The organism is Thermocatellispora tengchongensis (assembly GCF_014202315.1).
GTDB classification, from domain to species: Bacteria; Actinomycetota; Actinomycetes; order Streptosporangiales; family Streptosporangiaceae; genus Thermocatellispora; species Thermocatellispora tengchongensis.
Genome location: NZ_JACHGN010000017.1, coordinates 43060 through 61987 on the forward strand (window position 1 = coordinate 43060; position 18928 = coordinate 61987).

General features: G+C 68.6%; 6 protein-coding genes. All 6 read left to right on the plus strand.

The genetic code is table 11. The annotated features are described in order from the left end of the window. Positions 1–258: 258 nt before the first annotated feature. The 6 genes from pglW (at position 259) to HNP84_RS34105 (ending at position 18860) form a co-directional block, all read left to right on the plus strand. Positions 259–4890 (plus strand): BREX system serine/threonine kinase PglW, encoded by a 4632-nt coding sequence (pglW, locus tag HNP84_RS34080; protein WP_185054170.1) that lies wholly within the window; start codon positions 259–261, stop codon positions 4888–4890. Continuing rightward, positions 4887–8504, plus strand: a complete 3618-nt coding sequence (gene pglX, locus HNP84_RS34085; protein WP_185054171.1) for a BREX-2 system adenine-specific DNA-methyltransferase PglX — start codon at positions 4887–4889, stop codon at positions 8502–8504. The genes pglW and pglX overlap by 4 nt, the downstream gene beginning before the upstream one ends. 70 nt (positions 8505–8574) lie before the next feature. Beyond that, entirely contained in the window at positions 8575–12474 is a 3900-nt protein-coding gene (gene pglY / locus HNP84_RS34090) for a BREX-2 system ATPase PglY (RefSeq protein WP_185054172.1), read from the plus strand. Next, positions 12471–15356 (plus strand): BREX-2 system phosphatase PglZ, encoded by a 2886-nt coding sequence (gene pglZ / locus HNP84_RS34095; protein WP_185054173.1) that lies wholly within the window; start codon positions 12471–12473, stop codon positions 15354–15356. Before pglY ends, pglZ begins: the two co-directional genes overlap by 4 nt. 25 nt (positions 15357–15381) lie before the next feature. After that, positions 15382–16710 (plus strand): BREX system ATP-binding protein BrxD, encoded by a 1329-nt coding sequence (gene brxD / locus HNP84_RS34100; RefSeq protein ID WP_185054174.1) that lies wholly within the window; start codon positions 15382–15384, stop codon positions 16708–16710. Continuing rightward, positions 16710–18860 (plus strand): DEAD/DEAH box helicase, encoded by a 2151-nt coding sequence (locus HNP84_RS34105; protein WP_185054175.1) that lies wholly within the window; start codon positions 16710–16712, stop codon positions 18858–18860. Before brxD ends, HNP84_RS34105 begins: the two co-directional genes overlap by 1 nt. Positions 18861–18928 lie beyond the last annotated feature (68 nt).

Below are 18928 nucleotides of genomic sequence, written 5' to 3' on the forward strand. Positions count from 1 at the left end.
TCGCCCGTCACGGGCGCTCGCCCCCGTTAGAACCGGCGTGGAGGTTGGTGACGGAGCGGCTCAGTAGCTTCACACAGAGGGCCGTCGATGACCGGTGAGGAAGGGAGTGAGTGTTCTCATCCTCTTGCTGGGCGTCTTTCCTGCAACGTTCTGTTCATTTGATTCCTCGAACGTCGTCGCGTGCCGATACGATTCGGCCGAAGGGCCGTCTCGTCTGGTGACCGACGAGGCATGACATCGATAAAGCGGAGTGGGCGCATGCTCGAAGGCCGGTGGACCACCGTCACCGAGTCCGAGTTCGACCACGAGCGCCGTGGTCTCGAGGCCATCCGCGAGAAGCTCCCCGACGCCGAACCCTGGCGGGCCTGGTCCAACTTCACCTTCACCGCGCACGCCGGTCATGTGCGGGAGGTCGACCTGCTGGTCATCACCCCCGGTGGCGTCTGCATGGTCGAGCTCAAGGACTGGCGCGGCAGCCTCACCACCGAGAACGGCACCTGGGTGCAGACCACCCGCGACGGACGCCGCATCCCGCATGGCAATCCGCTGCACCTGGTGAACAAGAAGGCCAAGGAGCTGGCCACACTGCTGGGGCAGAACGGTAAGCGCGTGTGGGTGTCCGCGGCGGTGTGCTTCACCGACTCCTCGCTGCGGGTGAACCTGCCCGCCCACGACCAGAACGGCGTCTACACGATCGACAGGCTCGTCGAGATGCTGCGGCAGCCCGCGCGTGACGAGCGGCGGCGCATCACCCCGGCCGACTCCCGTCAGGTCAAGACCGCGCTGGAGCGAGTGGGCATACGCCGTAGCGACGCGGAGTACAAGGTCGGCCCGTACCTCCTGGAGCGCAAGTCCTTCGACACCGGTCCCACGTGGGCTGATTACCTAGCCCGCCACAGCGAGCTGCCCGAGCTGGCGCGGGTCCGCATCTACCTGCGGGAGCGCGGCTCTGACGAGTCGATCCGGGCGTCCGTCGAGAACGCCGCCCGGCGTGAGGCCGCCATCCTGCGCCGCTTTCGCCACCCCGGCGTCGTGCAGCTCAAGCAGTACGACCCCTCCGGGCACTCGGCCGGCCCGGCGCTGATCTTCGACTACCACCCGCAGACTCTGCGCCTGGACGAGTATCTGGTTCAGTACGGCGACAAGCTCGACATCCTCGGCCGGATGGTCCTGGTTCGGCAGCTCGCCGAGACGATGCGCTCCGCGCACTCCAGCCGGATCCACCATCGCGCGCTGGCCGCGCGCTCGGTGCAGGTGATCCCCCGCAACCGGGGCCGCGAGGGGCAGGCCATCGGGGAGGAGGCGGCCTGGCTCGCACCGCACCTACAGATCTCCGACTGGCAGATCGCGACGCAGCGCAGCGGCAGCGGATCGTCGCAGGGCATGACCCGGTTCGCGCCGACCGCCCTGTCGGCGATCCACCTGGCCGAAGGGTCGGACCCGTACCTGGCGCCCGAGCTGACCGCGGTGAGTCCCGATCCGATCGCCCTCGACGTGTACGGCCTTGGCGTGCTCACCTATCTGCTGGCAACGGGGCGGCCTCCGGCGGCGAGCCAGGCAGAACTGCTGGCCCGGCTGGAGGCGGGGGAGGGCCTGCGTCCCAGTGCGATCGTGGACGGCCTGTCGGAGGACATCGACGAGCTGGTGCAGGCCGCGACCGCCTACCGGCCCGAGCGGCGGCTTGCGACGGTCGATGAGTTCCTGGAGATGCTTGAGTGCGTGGAGGACTCACTGACCGCCCCCGCCTCCGGCTCGGGTGACACCGGTGCGTCGGCGCAGACCCCCGAGAAAGACCCGTTGGAGGCCGTCGCGGGCGACGTGCTGGCCGGCCGCTGGGAGGTCCGGCGCCGCCTGGGCACCGGCTCGACGAGCCGCGCCTTCCTCGTCCGGGATCTGCAGGCCGACCAGGCACGTGGGGCCCGCGCGCTCGCGGTGCTGAAGGTGGCCCTGTCCGACAGCCGCGGCGAGGTCCTGGCCCGCGAGGCCGAGGTAATGGGACGGCTGCGTCCCGATTCGCGGATCATCCGGCTGGTCGAGCCGGAGCCCTTGCTCATCGGTGGCCGCACGGTCCTGGTGCTGGAGTACGTCGGCGACGAGCGGGACCCGGACGAGCAGGGGGAGTCCGCAAGCGGAACGCGTCGTCGCGAGGAGACCGTGGCGCGGCAGCTCCGCGAGGGCGGCCGGCTCCAGGTCGACCAGTTGGAGGCGTACGGCGACTACCTGTTCGGCGCGGTCGACTTCCTGGAGGGCGAAGGCGTCTGGCACCGCGACATCAAGCCGGACAACATCGCCATCCGTGTGCGTCCCAACCGCACCCGCGAGCTGGTGCTGATCGACTTCTCGCTGGCCGGATACCCGGTGCAGGAGACGGACGCCGGCACCGACGGTTACCTCGATCCGTTCATCGGCACTCTGACGCGTTCGGTGTACGACGCGCACGCCGAGCGGTACGCGGTCGCCGTCACCCTGCACGAGATGGCCTCGGGCGAGCTGCCCAAGTGGGGCGACGGCAAGGTGTCGCCTCGCCAGACCGATCCGGACGACTGGCCCTTCCCGACGATCGCGGCCGACGCGTTCGACCCGGCGATCCGGGATGGGCTCGTCGCCTTCTTCCAGAAGGCCCTGCACCGTGATGTCGCACGGCGCTTCAGCGATCTCAAGCCGATGCGGGACGCCTGGAAGAAGATCTTCCTGGACATGGCGGAGACGGTTCCGTCCGGTCATCGAACCTCCCGGCACCCGGCCTCCGACGAGACGGGTGGCGCGGCCCCGGCGATCGCCGAAGCCGAGCCGGAGTCGGCAGAGCAGCAGCGCGACCGGCTGGCCGCCGAGGTCACCCGCGACACCCACCTTTCGGCCGCGGGTCTGACCCCGGCCGCCGAGTCGTTCCTGTACGGCCTGGGCGTGACGACCGTAGGCGAGTTGCTGGACTACAGCCAGCGCAACCTCGTCAACGCCCCCGGCCTCGGTGCCAAGACCCGTAACGAGATCCAGCGCCGCCAGCGCGAGTGGGGCGAGCGGCTGCGCCAAGCGCCCATCTCGCCGCTCACCCCGGAGGGCCGCCGCGCCGCGGAAGAGGAGCTGGAGCGGCTGAGCGCAGCGGAGTCCGCACTGGCGGACACCCTCGCAGCGGGGGAGGCCGCGGACGACCTTTCCCAGCGCGTCCTGCGCTCCGTCAGCCTGGATACGATCGCCGCGCTGCTGGTGCCGAAGCTGAAGAGCAACGGGTCGAACCGCAACGAGGTCGAGATGGTTCGGCTGCTGCTCCGACTCCCCGATGAGCACGGCGAACTGCCCGGCATCGGGGTCTGGCCGAAGCAGAAAGACGTTGCCACGGCCCTCGAACTCAGCGCCGGCCGCATCCCGCAGATGCTGAAGACCCAGCGGACGCGATGGAAGAAGCTGCCTGCGGTAGGGGCATTGCGGGAGGAGATCCTGGCGCTGCTGGCCGGGCTCGGCCGGGTCGCCTCCGCCGCCGAGATCGCCGACGCCCTGGCCGTACGGCGCGGCACGCGCCTGCAGGGCCGCGAACAGCGCCGCGCGCTTGCCCTGGCGGCCGTACGGGCGGTGGTGGAGGTGGAACAGCTCGTCCCGGAGGAGAGCGCGTTCCGGCACGCCGCCAACCGGGAGGCCGTGGACGAGGGAATGGGCGCGGGCCTGCTGGCCCTGGAGGTCGGTGAGGACGACGGTCCCGACACTCCGTCGGCTCCCGGTCTGCTCGACTACGCCCACCGTCTGGGGCGGGTCGCCGACCGACTCGCCAAGCTCGACACGCTGCCGACAGCCACGACCGTGCTGGGCGAGCTGGGGGCGATCACCCCTCCGCCTGGCGCTATCGAGTGGGACGAGCGCCGCATGGTCGAGCTGGCCGTCGCCGCATCCCGTAACGCCGCCGCCACGCCGCGGCTGGAGATCTACCCGCGTGACCTTCCGCTGGTGCGGGCGCTACGGCTCACCCAGGCGGGGCTGGTACGGCTCATCCCGGGCGTCCCGGAGGGACGGCAGCCGGGCCTGACCGCCGAGGACATCCACGAGCGGGTGCGTGCCCGTTTCCCCGAGCTGACGGACGGCCGGGGTGGTCGCGAGCTGCCGACCGGGGGAGCGCTGACCAAGGCCCTGCGGGACGCGGGTTTCGACCTTGTCTTGTCCACTCGAGAGGACACCGGAACCCCTCGCTATCTGCCGACGCGCATGGACACGGTCTCCAGCTACCTGACCGTGCGCGCCTGGCGGCACACCACCGCCACCACCGGCATCACCCGGTATGCCGACGACCCCCAGATCGCGGGAGCGGTGCGCGCGGAGGAACGGCTCGCCGCTTCGGCTCGCCGGGACGGGTTCCGGGTGCTCACCGTACGTGCGGGGCTGACCAGGGAGGCGATCGCCGAGCTTGCGGGTGGGTCCGGCAGGTTCGGGGCCGAGGCGGTCTCGATGACCGGGCTGTTCCTGGAGGTCATGCACGAGCTGGTGCCGCCGGGCACCAAGCCGACCTGGGAGACCATCCTGCGCGCGGACGTCGCCGAGCCCGGCACCAGGGCGGCGCTGAAGTTCGCGGAATATGCGCGTACCGCCTGGGGCCGGATCGAGCCGAGGGTACGTGGGCTGCTGGAGTCGGGCGCCGGCCCGGTGCTGCTGACCGATGCCATGGTGTTCGCCCGCTACGACGCCATGGGCGTGCTCGACCGGTTGGCGGCTGCGGCCCGGCAGGGCATGCGAGGGCTGTGGCTGCTGTGCCCGCAGGGTGACCCGGAACGTGAGCCGAGGCTGGGCACGGTCGCCGTGCCGTATCAGGCGGGGCTGGGTGAGTGGATCGTGCTGCCGGACTCGTGGGTCAGCAACGAGCACCGGGCCGCGGCGAAGAGTCAGAAGGTGTGGGGAGAGGCGAGATGATCGACCGCAAGGCGCTGTTGGAGGACCTGAAGCAGCAGGTCAAGGCGGTCGAGGCCGACCTTGCCAAGCAGGTCAAGGCTCTGCCGGAGGCCGAGGCGCGGCTGCGCGCGGAGTATGACCAGGCGCGCAAGCTGGGCCGTACGGCGGCGACCTGGACTTCCTGGCTCGACGAGCGGGTTACGCAGGTCGGGGTGGCCTGGGTGCTGGGCACGGTCTTCGTGCGCTTCTGCGAGGACAACCGGCTGATCCCCGAGCCCTACCTGACGGCTCCGGAGGCCGAGCGGCGGGACCTGGCGCAGGCGCGGTACGAGGCGTACGTCGAGGAGGACCCCGACCCGACCTATCGCGGCTGGTTGGAACGTGCCTTCGCAGAGCTGGGGGAGGGGCAGGCGGGCAAGCTGCTGTTCGACCGGGCGCACAACCCGCTGTTCCAGATCCCGCTCTCGCACGACGGGGCGCGGGCACTGCTTGAGTTCTGGCGCGAGCAAGACGAGACGGGAACGCTCGTGCACGACTTCACCGACCCGCTGAGCGAGGACGGCACGTCGGGCTGGGACACCCGCTTCCTCGGCGACCTGTACCAGGATCTGTCGGAGGCGGCGCGGAAGACGTACGCGCTGCTGCAGACCCCGGAGTTCGTGGAGGAGTTCATCCTCGACCGGACGATGGACCCGGCCGTGCGGGAGTTCGGCTTCGAGGAACTGAAGATGATCGACCCGACCTGCGGGTCGGGCCACTTCGTGCTGAGCGCGTTCCGGCGGCTGGTGCGGCTGTGGGCCGAGCGCCGGCCAGACGTCGATCGGCACGAGCGAGTGCGCGCCGCGCTGGACTCGGTCCATGGGGTGGACGTGAACCCGTTTGCGGTGGCCATCGCGCGGTTCCGTCTGCTGATGGCCGCTATGGCGGCTGCGAACATCCGGACTCTGCTGGCGGCGGCCAAGTATGACTGGCCGATCCACCTGGCCGTGGGCGACTCGCTGATCAAGGAACGGCAGCTTGAGTTCGGTGTCCGCGGCACCACAGGTCAGGGAGAGTTGGAACTCGTCGCTGACCAGGAGGACGAACTGGCCAAGTTCACTTACGCTACGGAGGACGTAGGTGAGCATCCGGGCATTTTGGAGCCGGGCCGCTACCACGTAGTGGTCGGCAACCCACCGTACATCACTGTCAAGGACAAGAAGCTGAATGAGCTGTACCGAGAGCTGTACAAAGCCTGTGCGGGTACGTATGCGCTCTCAGTGCCATTCGCGCAGCGGTTCTTTGAGCTGGCCAAGCGGGGCGATGCTGACGGACGGGGTTATGGCTTGGTCGGTCAGATTACTGCGAACTCGTTTATGAAGCGGGAGTTCGGTACCAAGCTCATCGAGGAGTTTTTCGCTCATAAGGTCGAGTTGACCGAGGTCATCGACACGTCGGGCGCGTTCATCCCTGGGCATGGGACTCCGACCGTGATTCTCATCGGCACACGGCGTTCGGGGAAGAACCGTGCGGAAACCGTCCGCACAGTTCGGAGTGTGCAGGGCGAGCCATCCGAGCCGGAGAATGCCGAGAATGGGCTGGTCTGGAACGCGATCGTTGAACAGATTGATAAGCCAGGGTCTGTCAGCCGGTGGGTATCTGCTGCTGACCTCGCCCGTGAACGGTACTTCGCAAAGCAGCCCTGGGTGCTTGCTGATGGCGGACTTGAAATGGTCGAGCAGCTTGACGCTGTCAGCGCACAGCGCATGAAAATGGTAATAGATCCACCTATCGGCCGGGCGATCCGAGCTGGCGCGGATGAAGCATACATCCGGCCGCTTCGTGCGAGTTACAGAACTGTTGCCAATCCCGAAGGCTTGCGCCCTCTGATGGTTGGAGAGATCGTTCGCGACTGGAGGGCTGAACCTGAAGAGGCCATCTGGTTCCCCTATGCGAAGGAACTGCGTCCCGGAGATCTTGCGACTGACCTCTGGCCATTGCGGCGCGTGCTTGAAGTGCGACGCACCTTCCAAGGGGATATGGCTGACGCGGGTCTCAAGTGGTGGGACTACATGCAGTACACCTCTTCTGTCTACCGCACATCGCTGTCGATCGTATTTGGGTTCGTTGCGACACATAACCACTTCGTGCTGGATCGGGGAGGGAAGGTATTCAACCGTTCTGCCCCAGTGATTAAGCTACGGGAGGGAGCGAGCGAGGAGGAGCATCTGCGGCTGCTTGGACTGCTCAACAGCTCCACTGCCTGCTTCTGGCTCAAGATGATGAGTCAGTCAAAGGGTAATGGTGGAATCGGTGGCGGCATATCGGATGAGCTTTGGGAGCACCGATTTGAATTCACCGGTTCCAGTCTTGAGAAGTTCCCCATTCCTGTAAAATTTCCCACCGAGCTCGGCGCAGCCCTTGATGCCCTCGCTCGACAGCTTGGTACGACCAGCCCTTCTGCCATCGCCGCCGCAGGAACTCCTACCGCTACTACTCTGCGTGAGGCCAGGGTAGCCTGGCAGGCTATCCGGGCCAGAATGATTGCTCTTCAAGAGGAACTGGACTGGAAGGTCTATTCGATCTACGACCTTTACCAAGAGGACCTGCACACCCCAAGCGAGGCCGACGTGCCTGAACTGGCCGTTGGGGAGCGCGCCTTCGAAATCGTGCTCGCCCGCCGCTTGGCCAGAGGAGAGGCATCGGACGAGTGGTTCAAGCGGCACGGATCTACGCCGATCATCGAGATCCCGGGGCACTGGCCTGAGTCGTACAAGCAGATCGTGCAGAAGCGCATCGACGCCATCGAATCCTCTCGCGCCATCGGGATGATCGAGCGGCCCGAGTACAAGCGGCGCTGGGCGACTGAGGGATGGGACGCCCTCCAGGAGAAGGCACTCCGCTCCTGGCTCCTGGATCGCATCGAAGCGCGCGAGCACTGGTACGACGAAAATGGCCAGCCAGCCATGATCACGCTCGCACGCCTTGCCGACGCCCTCTCCCGCGACGAGGACTTCGCCTCTGTAGCCGCCCTTTACGCTCCCCGCCGAGAGTTGATGGCCGTTGTCTCCGAGCTCCTCGCCGACGAGCACGTTCCGTTCCTCGCCGTACTTCGCTACAAGCCGTCCGGCCTGAAGAAGCGCGCCGACTGGGAGCATGTCTGGGACCTCCAGCGCCAAGAAGACGCCGCCCCGGACGAGCCGAGCAAGCGGAAGATCCGCGACTCGATCCCCGTGCCGCCGAAGTACACATCGGCCGACTTCATCAAGCCGTCCTACTGGCGGGCACGCGGCAAGCTCGATGTGCCCAAGGAGCGGTTCATCTCCTACCCCTCGACCACCTCTGGCACCCCAGAGCTGTACGGCTGGGCGGGCTGGGACCATCGCGAACAGGCTCAGGCGCTGGCCACGTACTTCACCAACCACGCCCTGTCCACCGAGGAGATCACCCCGTTCCTCGCGGGCCTGCTGGAACTGCAGCCATGGCTATATCAGTGGCACAACGAGTTCGACCCCATGTACAGCGGTTCCCCGGCCGACTTCTTCGCCGGCTACCGCCAGCAGATTCAGGGCGAGTACGGCCTGACCGACGACGCCCTGCGAAACTGGCGGCCGGCCGCCCCCGTGCGCGGACGCCGTGCCGCGAAAAGGGAGTAGCCAGGCAGGCGAACGGCATAGGCAGGCAGAGGCAAGGCACAGGCGGTAGCGAAGGAGAGCGAGAAGGTCCATGGCAGAGCAGCCCCTCCTGAAGGATGTCATCGACATCAAGGAGTCCATCTCCACCTCGGACTTCGTGCTGAGCCTTGCCGAGGCGGTGACGCCCGAGGGGGCTGAGCACGCCCTCAAGGACTACGTCGTCACGGAGCGGCTGCTGGAGAACTTCGACGAGGCGCTCGGGCTGATCAAATCGGCTCTGGACGGGCACACGTCGAAGGCCGCTTACCTGCACGGTTCGTTCGGTTCCGGTAAGTCACACTTCATGGCGGTGCTGTACGCGCTGCTCAGCGGCGACCCAGCGGCCCGCGCCCGCAGTGAGTTCGACCCCGTGCTGACCAAGCACGAATGGCTGGACACCGACGGCAAGCGGTTCCTGCTGGTGCCGTACCACATGCTCGGTGCCAAGGCCCTGGAGCAGCGCGTACTGGGCGGCTATGTCAGCCACGTCAAGAAGCTGCACCCGGACGCGCCGACGCCCCAGGTGTACCGAACCGATGCGCTGTTCACCGACATCCGGGCCATGCGGGCGCGGATGGGGGACGCCGCGGTGATCGCGGGGCTCGGCTCTGGGGGCGGGGCGGCCGACGAGGACGACGAGTGGGGTGAGTCGTTCGCCTGGACCTCCGAGCTGCTCGACACGGCGCTTTCGGCTGAGGAGACGCACGACAGCGGCGTACCGCTGGACCTGGTCCATCCGACCACGCCGACCGAGCTGCGGGCCAAACTCGTGCAGGACGCGAGCACCAATCTGCTGCCCGGGTTCGCGAAGAACGCCGCTGAGGACGAGCACGGCTTCATCTCTCTGGACGCTGGCCTGTCGGTAATCGCCGAGCACGCGAAGTCGCTGGGCTACGACGGCCTGATCCTGTTCATGGACGAGCTGATCCTGTGGCTGGCGACGCTCATCCACGACCAGAAGTTCGTGGCCCGCGAGGCCAGTAAAATCACGAACTTCGTGGAGGGCGGGGACGCCCGGCGGGCGATCCCCATCGTCTCGTTCATCGCCCGCCAGCGCGACCTGCGCGAGTTGGTCGGCGAGGAGGTGTCGGGCGCGGCGGAGGCGTCCATCCAGGACACGCTGAACCTCGCCTCGGGGCGGTTCGACAAGATCACGCTGGAGGACCGCAACCTCCCGCAGATCGCGAACGCCCGCCTCCTGAGGCCCAAGGAGGGCAAGCAGGCACTGATCGACGCGGCGTTCGAGCGCACAAAGAAGGTCGGCCCGCAGGTGTGGGACACGCTGCTCGGCTCCGACAAGGGGACGACCGGGGCGGATGAGGAGTCGTTCCGGCTCACCTATCCCTTCTCGCCGGCCTTCATGGACACCCTGGTGCACATCTCCTCCGCGTTGCAGCGCTCCCGCACGGGTCTGAAGCTGATGGGACAATTGCTCGCCGCGCACCGGGATGACCTGCGGCTTGGGGATCTGGTCCCGCTGGGCGATCTGTACCCGGTGATCGCCGACGGTGGTGACAAGCCGTTCGTCGACAGCCTGAAAGTGGTGTTCGAGGCGGCCGACAAGCTGTACAAAACCAAGCTCCGGCCGTATCTGCTAACCTCCTATGACGTTACCGAGGACGATGTGGAGCGGTACCTGCATCGTCGTGAAAGCATCACCGATCCCGGGCTGGCGCAGCGTTGCAGGTCATTCGTCGGTGACAACCGCCTGATCTGCACGCTGCTGCTGTCGGCGCTCGCGCCGAGCGTGCCCGCCCTGAGCGACCTTACGAACCGCCGTCTCGGCGCACTCAATCACGGCTCGGTGACCGCGCCGATCCCGGGCAGCGAGGTCGGCATCATCAAAAACAAGGTCGCGGAGTGGGCCGCCCGCTTCCCCGAGATCAAGGAGACCGGCACCGGCGCCAACGCGGGCGTACGGCTGGAGTTGACCGGCGTCGACGTCGACTCCGCTATCGCCAACGCAGCCGTCAACGACAACCCCGGCAACCGGATGGCGCTCGCCAAGCGGTTGCTCGCCGAGGAGCTGGGTGTGGACCGCTCCGACGGCAGGCTCGGCGCGGACGACCTGAACCTGGTGTGGAGAGGCTCCAACCGGTCGGTAGAGGTGATCTTCGGCAACATCGCCGATGAGGACGATCTGCCCGACCACGAGTTGCAGCCGCAGATCGAGGGACGGTGGCGGATCGTCGTCGACCTGCCCTTCGACGAGGGCGCGTACGGTCCGGTCGATGACGTCAACCGGATGCGTGGTCTGCGGGAGCGGCAGGGCGAGCCCGCGCTCACGGTGGCGTGGGTGCCGGCGCACCTGTCCGCCCAGCGGTTCGCGGACTTCCGCAGGCTCCTCGTCATCGATAAGGCGCTCGCCGACGACAACCGGTTCGCCACGCAGTACGCGGCCCATCTCAACGCCGACAACCGGGCACGTGCCAAAGGGCTGCTGGAGACTCAGCGTGGAGCCCTGCTCAAGCAGGTGAAGGGGGCCTTCAAGCAGGCGTACGGCCTGGCGGACAAGAAGGCATCCGATGTCGAGCTGGGCTTCGACGACCACCTCGTGGCGCTGCCCGACGTCGGCGGGCTGACCATCTCGTTCGCCAAGCCGATGCGCGAGGCCATCAGGGACATCGCCGGCAAGCTGCTCGCCTTCCAGTTCCCCGCGCACCCAGACCTCGATCCGGGCGGCATGGGCGTCGCGGTGAAGCCGGCGGACGCAAGAACGATCCTGGCGCACGTCCGGACTGCGGCGGAGTCCCGGGACCGGCGGGTCGAGGTGCCGGAGAAGGACCGCAAGCTGATGCTCCGCGTTGCCGAGCCGCTCGGCCTTGGGCAGCAGAAGGAGGCGTACTTCGCGCTGTCCACCCGCTGGGCCGACCATTTCCGGCGGATGGCGCAGACGGAGGGCGTCACCGGGGACCTGAGCCTGATCACCCTCGTCGGCTGGACGGACAGACCGGAGAAGCGTGGGCTGGAGCCCTTCCTCGCCACCCTCGTGGTCGCCGCGTTCGCCGAGATGGACGATCGGGTGTGGGTACGCGGTGGAGTCCCGATCGACCCGGCACCCGAGCTGTCGCAGATCAAGCCGGGCGATGCGCTGCGCAGCCAGCCGCTGCCGGGCGAGGATGACTGGAACGAGGCCAGGCTCCGGTACGAGACCATCTTCGGGAAGAAGCCGCCGATGCTGCGGCGCGGGCGGATGGTGAACCAGTTCGCCAGGCAGATCGTCGAGAGCGCCCGCAGCTACCAGGAACCGACGGCGGAATTGGTCCGGCAACTGGAGACGCACGCCACGTTCCTCGACCTGGACGAAACCGAGGAGAAGGGGCGGCTCGCGCTCGCCCGACGCTCGCGCGACCTACTGCAGAAGCTGGCTCCCATGGCACAGGGGGCGGCAGGTGCGAGCGGGGCGAAGAAGACCGTCGAGACGCTGGCCCGGTTCGACCTCGGACAGGTGAGCCCCGAACGGTACGGGACCTGCATCAAGCGGGCGCACGACGTCGCGCAGGCGCTGGTGGTGGCGGCCTGGGACACATTGGAACTGGCCGAGGGGCAGGGGCCCGATGGACAGGCGCTGCTGCAGTCCCTGCGCGGTGCGGCCCGGGCCGATCAGATGACAACCGACCTCATCGGCGCCCTGGAACACACCCGCCGCGAGGTCACCGCCCTGATCAAGCGCAACCAGCCCCGGCCCGTCACGCCGACCCCGACGCCGCCCATCTCGCCCTCTCCAACGCCGGTCCGGGGTGCGGGGGACGTGGACCTGACCACGCCTACCAGTGATCCGCGCGTCCCAGAGGATAAGGAAGGCGGGGCGAGCACCCGGGTGCGTCGTTCGGGCAGCAGGCGCACGACGGCGGCCAAGGCAGTCGCTGCATTGGAGGCGGAACTGGCGGAGCTGGCGGCCCGAGACCCGAACGCCGCCATCGAGATCACTTGGCAGGTCGTGGATCGATGAGCACGGCGGTCACCACCGGAAGCACGGGTGCGATGCGGTTGACCACCGCGACCGTGACCCAGTTCCTGTCCTCCCAGTCATCGCTGAAGGACTCCCTCACCGGGACCGGGCGGCGGCGGGTCGTGCTGCTGAGATCGGCGCCCCAGTGGGACGGACCTGGGGAACTGACCTGGGGCGAGGGACGGCGCGCCCGGATCGCGGCGGCCCCATCGCCGCTGGCCGTGCACGAACTGGTGCTCGACCATCTGTCGGCGCAGACGACGGGCCCCCAGGTGCTGGTGGTGCTGACCGACAGGGAGCAGAACGAACTCGACCCGGCGATCCTCGCCCGTACGCACAAGCAGCGCATCGAGACCGTCGACGGCTGGAACGTCGTGCGGGAGGCCTTCGGTGCCGAGCAGGTCGACCCGCGGCTCAGGGCTGACGGTTGGGCCGCTGAAGCGCTCCTCGACGCCACCCCGCCGGGGGGTTGGCCGCCGCTGGCCGGAGGGCTTCTGTCGCGCCGTACCGCCCTGTCGGCGCTTGCGCTGCGCCGCCTGCGCCTCGGCCGCTACGACACCGATGGGAAAGCGACGACCGGCCTGGCGCAGAGCGGTGACGGCCTCGACACCCACACTCTCCTGCGGTGGTCGCTCACCCCCGGTGGGCCGGAGCGACTGCTGGCACTGCGCGGCCCGGAGCGTGCCGGATTGGTGACATTCCTCGGCGAAGAGGACCAGGGCGGACTCGCCGGGCGGGCGCTGCTCGCGCTGGTGGAAGCCGAGCACGGAGCGGACGCGGTGCCATTCGGACTGGTGTGCGCGGCCTTGTGGCTGCATGCTGAGGCGGACACGCAGACGTACCGGTTGCGGGGACGGGCCGAGCGGTGGTTCGGAGAGAAACCGCCCGCGGCCGGTGACGCTCTGGACACCCTCGTGGCGACATTCGGGCGCTCCTGTGAGGAGTTCGTGACCACGCTGCTGGAGGTGGGCCGTACCGGCGGGGACGAGGAGACGGCGCGCGAGGCGCGCCGGATCGCCGGCCCAGTGCTGGACCGTGCCGCCTCCCTGGCCCGGCAGTTCGGGGCCGAGGACGCCGTTGAAGCCAGCCCGGTGTTGGTGGCCGGGCTGGAGGCACGCTTCGCGCGGGTCGGGCGGGCGCTCGCCGCCGATGAGCCGCGCGCCGTCGAGCAGGCGATACGGGTCCTGGACGAGCATCACATGGCCCGCGATCCGGACGTGCGGGTACGGATCGAGCGGGCCCGCATGGGGCAGCGGCTCGCGCGGTGGCTCGCCACCGACCCGGTCACGTCCACGGACACGGTGGCGGCGGCGATCGAGCGCCACATCGCCGAGACCGGCTGGGTGGACCAAGCGCTGGAGCACATCGAGGCAGGAGGCGACCCCGGTCCCGAGCTGAAAGCCGCCTACGACATGCTGGGCACCCGCGTACGTAAGCGGCGACGCGAGATCGACCGGGCCTTCGCCAGGTCGCTCGCCACCTGGACGGCGGCGGGCACCGACCCGGGTTCGATGCTCACTGTGGAGTCCTTCCTCACCCGGGTTGTGAAGCCCGTCGTGACGGCCAAGACGGGGCGGCGGGTGCTGCTGCTGGTCCTGGACGGGATGAGTGCGGCGATCGCCGGCGAGCTGGGCGAGGAGCTCCGCCGGCATTGGGCCGAGTACGACCCGGTGGTGGACCTGGCGGACCGGCCTCCGCGGCGGCGAGCCATGGCGGCCGCCCTGCCGACGCTGACCGCGATCTCACGGACGTCGCTGTTCGCCGGGAAGCTGATGAAGGGCACGCAGGTCGACGAGAAGCGGCTCTTCCCCACGCACCGGTTCTGGGGCGGGGCCCCGGCCGCTGTCTTCCACAAAGACGATCTGCGGGGCGAGAGCGTCGGCGACCCGTTCGGGCCAGAGTTGAGCGAAGCCCTCGCCGACGAGCGGACGCACGTAGCGGTCGTGCTGAACACCATCGACGACCGGCTCGCCAAGGAGCAGAAGCTCGGCGACGGCGCCTGGCGGCTCGACCAGATCGGCAAACTGCGAGAGCTGCTGCGTGTGGCCGCGGCCCAGGGCATGGCGGTGATCCTCACCAGCGACCACGGGCACGTCGTGGACCGCCACGGAGTGAAGATCGACGGCGACGGCATCGCCTCTGCCCGGCATCGAACGCCTGGTGGTCCAGTGGCCGAGTCCGAGATCGCGTTGTCTGGGCCGCGGGTGGTGTGGCCGGAGCCGGGCGCCGCGATAGTGGCCCTCTGGGACGCCGACTCCCGCTACACCGCGCAGAAGGCCGGCTACCACGGCGGCGCCTCGCTCGCCGAGTTCACCATCCCCGTCCTGGCCTTCCTGCCCTTCGGCGCCGAGCCTCCCAAGGGCTGGCGCGAGCTCGGCGATCAGCATCCGGCATGGTGGTCGCCGGAGCAGAAGACCGTCCGCCCCGCCGCCCCGGTCGTTGCGGCGGCACCCGAGCCGAAGCGGCGCGTCAAACCGTCGAAGGCCCGCGCTGAGCAGATGGGCGACGCTCTCTTCGACGTGGTCCTGAGCCCCGCGAACGACGACGCCCTGCTGTCTCCTCGCCTCGTCTCACCCGATGACGCGCTGGTTGAGGCGTTGCTGAAGTCGGAGATCTTCCAGGCACAAGTGGGGTTGCTGGCCCGCAAGCCACCCATGGACAAGGTCGAGACGGCCATCCGGGCCATGCTCGACACCGGCGCCCTGCCGGTCACCGCCTTGGCCCAGCGCGTCGGCTACCCTGCGGGCCGGGCCGACGGGTTCGCCGCCGTCCTGCGTCAGCTCCTCAACTACGACGGAGTGCAGGTCCTGGAGACCCTGCCTGATGGACGCACGCTGCGGCTGAACACGGGACTACTACGGGACCAGTTCGAACTGGGATGATGAGCACGATGGGAGACTGGCAGGCGTGAGTACCGCTCGGCCCTCCCGTTCCACCCAGGTCAGTACGGTGCGCCGCCGCGCCGTGATCGATGCGCTGCGGCGCGGCGCCGTACCCGAGAGCGGGCTCGACCTGCTCGCCACCGGCCTCGACCGCTTCCAGTCGGCGCTCGACGCCGAACTGGACGCGGTCGCCTCCGGCGCATCGGTGTTCAAGGCCGTGCGGGGCGAGTACGGCTCCGGCAAGACGTTCTTCACCCGGTGGCTGGGGGAGCGGGCCAAACGGCGGAACTTCGCCACGGCCGAGATTCAGATCTCGGAGACCGAAACGCCCTTGCACCGGCTGGAGACCGTCTACCGGCGGCTGACCGAACGGCTCACCACCGCGAGCTTCCCGCCGAGCGCTCTGCGGCCGGTGGTGGACGCATGGTTCTACGCGCTGGAGGAGGACGCTCTCAACGCCGGCGCGGGTGAGGACGAGCTGCCCGCCGAGGTGGAGAAGCTGCTGACCGCCCGACTCATCGAGGTGTCGCGGCACGCGCCGTCCTTCGCGACCGCTCTGCGGGGATACCGCTCCGCGCTCGCCGCCGGAGACGAGACCATCGCCGCTGCCGTGCTGGCCTGGCTCGGTGGGCAGCCGCACGTCGCCGCTGCCGCCCGCCGGTTCGCGGGCGTGCGCGGCGACCTCGACCACTTCGGCGCGCTTGGCTTCCTGCAGGGCCTGTTGACCGTGCTGCGCGACGGCGGCCACCCTGGACTCCTCGTCGTGTTGGACGAGGTCGAGACCCTGCAGCGGGTGCGCTCCGACGCGCGCGACAAAGCGCTCAACGCGCTGCGTCAGCTCATCGACGAGGTGCATTCCGGCCGTTTCCCCGGCCTGTACCTGGTGATCACCGGTACGCCGGCGTTCTACGACGGGCAGCAGGGAGTGCAGCGCCTCGCACCGCTGGCCCAGCGGCTGGCGACCGACTTCACGACCGACCCCCGCTTCGACAACCCGCGAGCGGTGCAGATCCGGCTGCCCGGCTTCACCATGGAATCCCTGGTAGACCTCGGAGTGACCGTCCGCGACCTCTACGCCGACGGAGCCGACGCACCCGACCGGATCAAGGCCCTCGCAGACGACGCCTACATCGCCGACCTGGCGCGAGCGGTCGGTGGGGCGCTGGGCGGCAAGGTCGGGGTCGTACCCCGCCTGTTCCTGAAGAAGCTCGTCGGCGACGTTCTCGACCGTATCGATCAGTTCGAGGACTTCGACCCCCGGCAGCACTACACGCTGACCGTGCACAGCAGCGAACTCACCGACACGGAACGGAACATCGCCGCCTCGGCCGACGACGTCGACCTGGAACTGTGATGGCCGATCGCGGCGACCCCGTGGACCGGCTCGATCCGGTCGTCCGGCACCACATCGTGAACACCCTCGGCTGGCCCGACCTGCGCCCGCTGCAGCGGGCGGCGATCGAGCCTCTGATGGCTGGCGACGACGCGATCCTGCTCGCTCCGACCGCGGGCGGCAAGACCGAGGCAGCCTGCTTCCCGCTGTTGTCCGCGATGGCGGAACAGCACTGGACCGGCGCATCGGTGCTGTACCTGTGTCCGCTCAAGGCACTGCTCAACAACCTCCTCCCACGGATTGACTCCTACGCGCAGTGGCTCGGGCGCCGGGCCGCGCTGTGGCACGGCGACATCCCTGACTCGCAGCGGCGGCGTATCCGCACCGACCCGCCCGACATTCTGCTCACCACCCCCGAGTCGCTCGAAGCCATGCTGATCGGCGTCAAGACCGACCACGCGCACCTACTGGGCCGCGTCCGGGCCGTGGTCGTCGACGAGGTACACGCCTTCGCCGACGACGACCGCGGCTGGCACCTGCTTGCGGTGCTCGAACGGCTGGAGCGGGTGGCCGGCCATGCCATCCAGCGGATCGGCCTGTCGGCCACTGTGGGGAACCCGGGACACCTGCTCCAGTGGTTGCAGGGAGCCGGTGTTGGGAAGCGGCCGGGCCGGGTGGTGGCGCCCGAACTCCCGCGTGCTGCAGAACCCGATGGCTCATGCCCGGCTGGGGAAGTCGAACTGGACTATGTCGGTTCCCTGGACAATGCCGCGAAGCTGATCGCAGTGCTACACCGAGGTGAGAAGCGGTTGGTGTTCTGCGACTCGCGGCGGCAAGTGGAACAACTGGGCGCGGCTCTGCGCGCCCGCGAGGTGAACGTCTTCCTGTCCCATGCCTCGCTGTCCGTCGAAGAGCGCAAACGTTCAGAGCAGGCCTTCGCCGAGGCTCGCGACTGCGTCATCGTGTCCACCTCCACGCTGGAACTCGGCATCGATGTCGGTGACCTGGACCGAGTGATTCAGATCGACTCGCCTGCCACGGTCGCGTCATTTCTGCAGCGGATCGGGCGCACCGGACGGCGCGCCGGGACCGTACGGAACTGCCTGTTCCTCACGACGAGGGACGAGGCGTTGCTGCAGGCCGCTGGGTTGCTCCTGCTGTGGGGACGCGGCTGGGTGGAGCCCGTGACCGCACCACCGGAACCCCGCCATCTGGTGGCGCAGCAACTGCTCGCCGTGACTCTCCAGCAGCATCGGCTCGGTGACCATCTGTGGCCGGAGGAGTGGAACGGGCTGGTCCCCTTCGACCGCTCGGCGGCCCCCATCCTGCGGCACATGCTCTACGAGGGATTCCTCGACGAGGACGGCGGAATGCTGTTCATCGGCCCCGAGGCGGAGCGGCGCTTCGGGCAGCGCCACTTCATTGAGCTGACTGCGTCCTTCACCGCGCCCCCGCAGTTCACCGTGCTGGCCGGCCGCCAGGAGATCGGGCGAACCGATCCCACGGTGCTGACCGAGGAAAGACCGGGCCCTCGTGTGCTGCTGCTCGGCGGCCGGAGCTGGCGGGTGACCTTCATCGATTGGGCACGTCGACGCGCCTTCGTAGAGCCGGCAGACGATGGAGGCGTCGCCAAGTGGACGAGCGGCGGCATCGCCGGGCTGTCCTACGCCCTGACACGCGCGATGCGCGAGGTCCTACTCGGTGCCGACCCACCAGTTGCGCTCACCCGCCGAGCCCGGAGATGTCTTGCCGAATGGCGAGAGCAGGAGGCGCCCGCCACCGTGCACCCCGGCGCAACCCTGATCACCCGGACAGGTGACGACGTGCGGTGGTGGACCTGGGCCGGCTACCGCGCGAACGCGACGCTCGCCGCCACATTGCCGTCGATCGCCGACCCGGTTCAGCGTCCTACAGACTTCGCGGTACGGCTCCGCGAGGACCTCACCCCCGCTGCTTGGCAGGAGGCTCGAAACAGGGCAGGCGATGGCGAGATATTGGTACTGCCGGACGTTGATCGCCGTGCCGTCAAGGGGTTGAAGTTCTCGGCCGTCCTGCCGGAACGACTGGCGGTAGCGACGGTCGCGGCCCGGCTGGCTGACTTCGACGGAGCCCGAGCTGCGCTGACCGAGCCGGTCCGTCTGCAGTTCATGCCAGGTTCTGAAGATCTATAGACGCCACTCCTACACCTGCGATTCGCCTGCCGGTGGCCGTCGGGGGAGGGCCTGCAACTGGTCAGTGA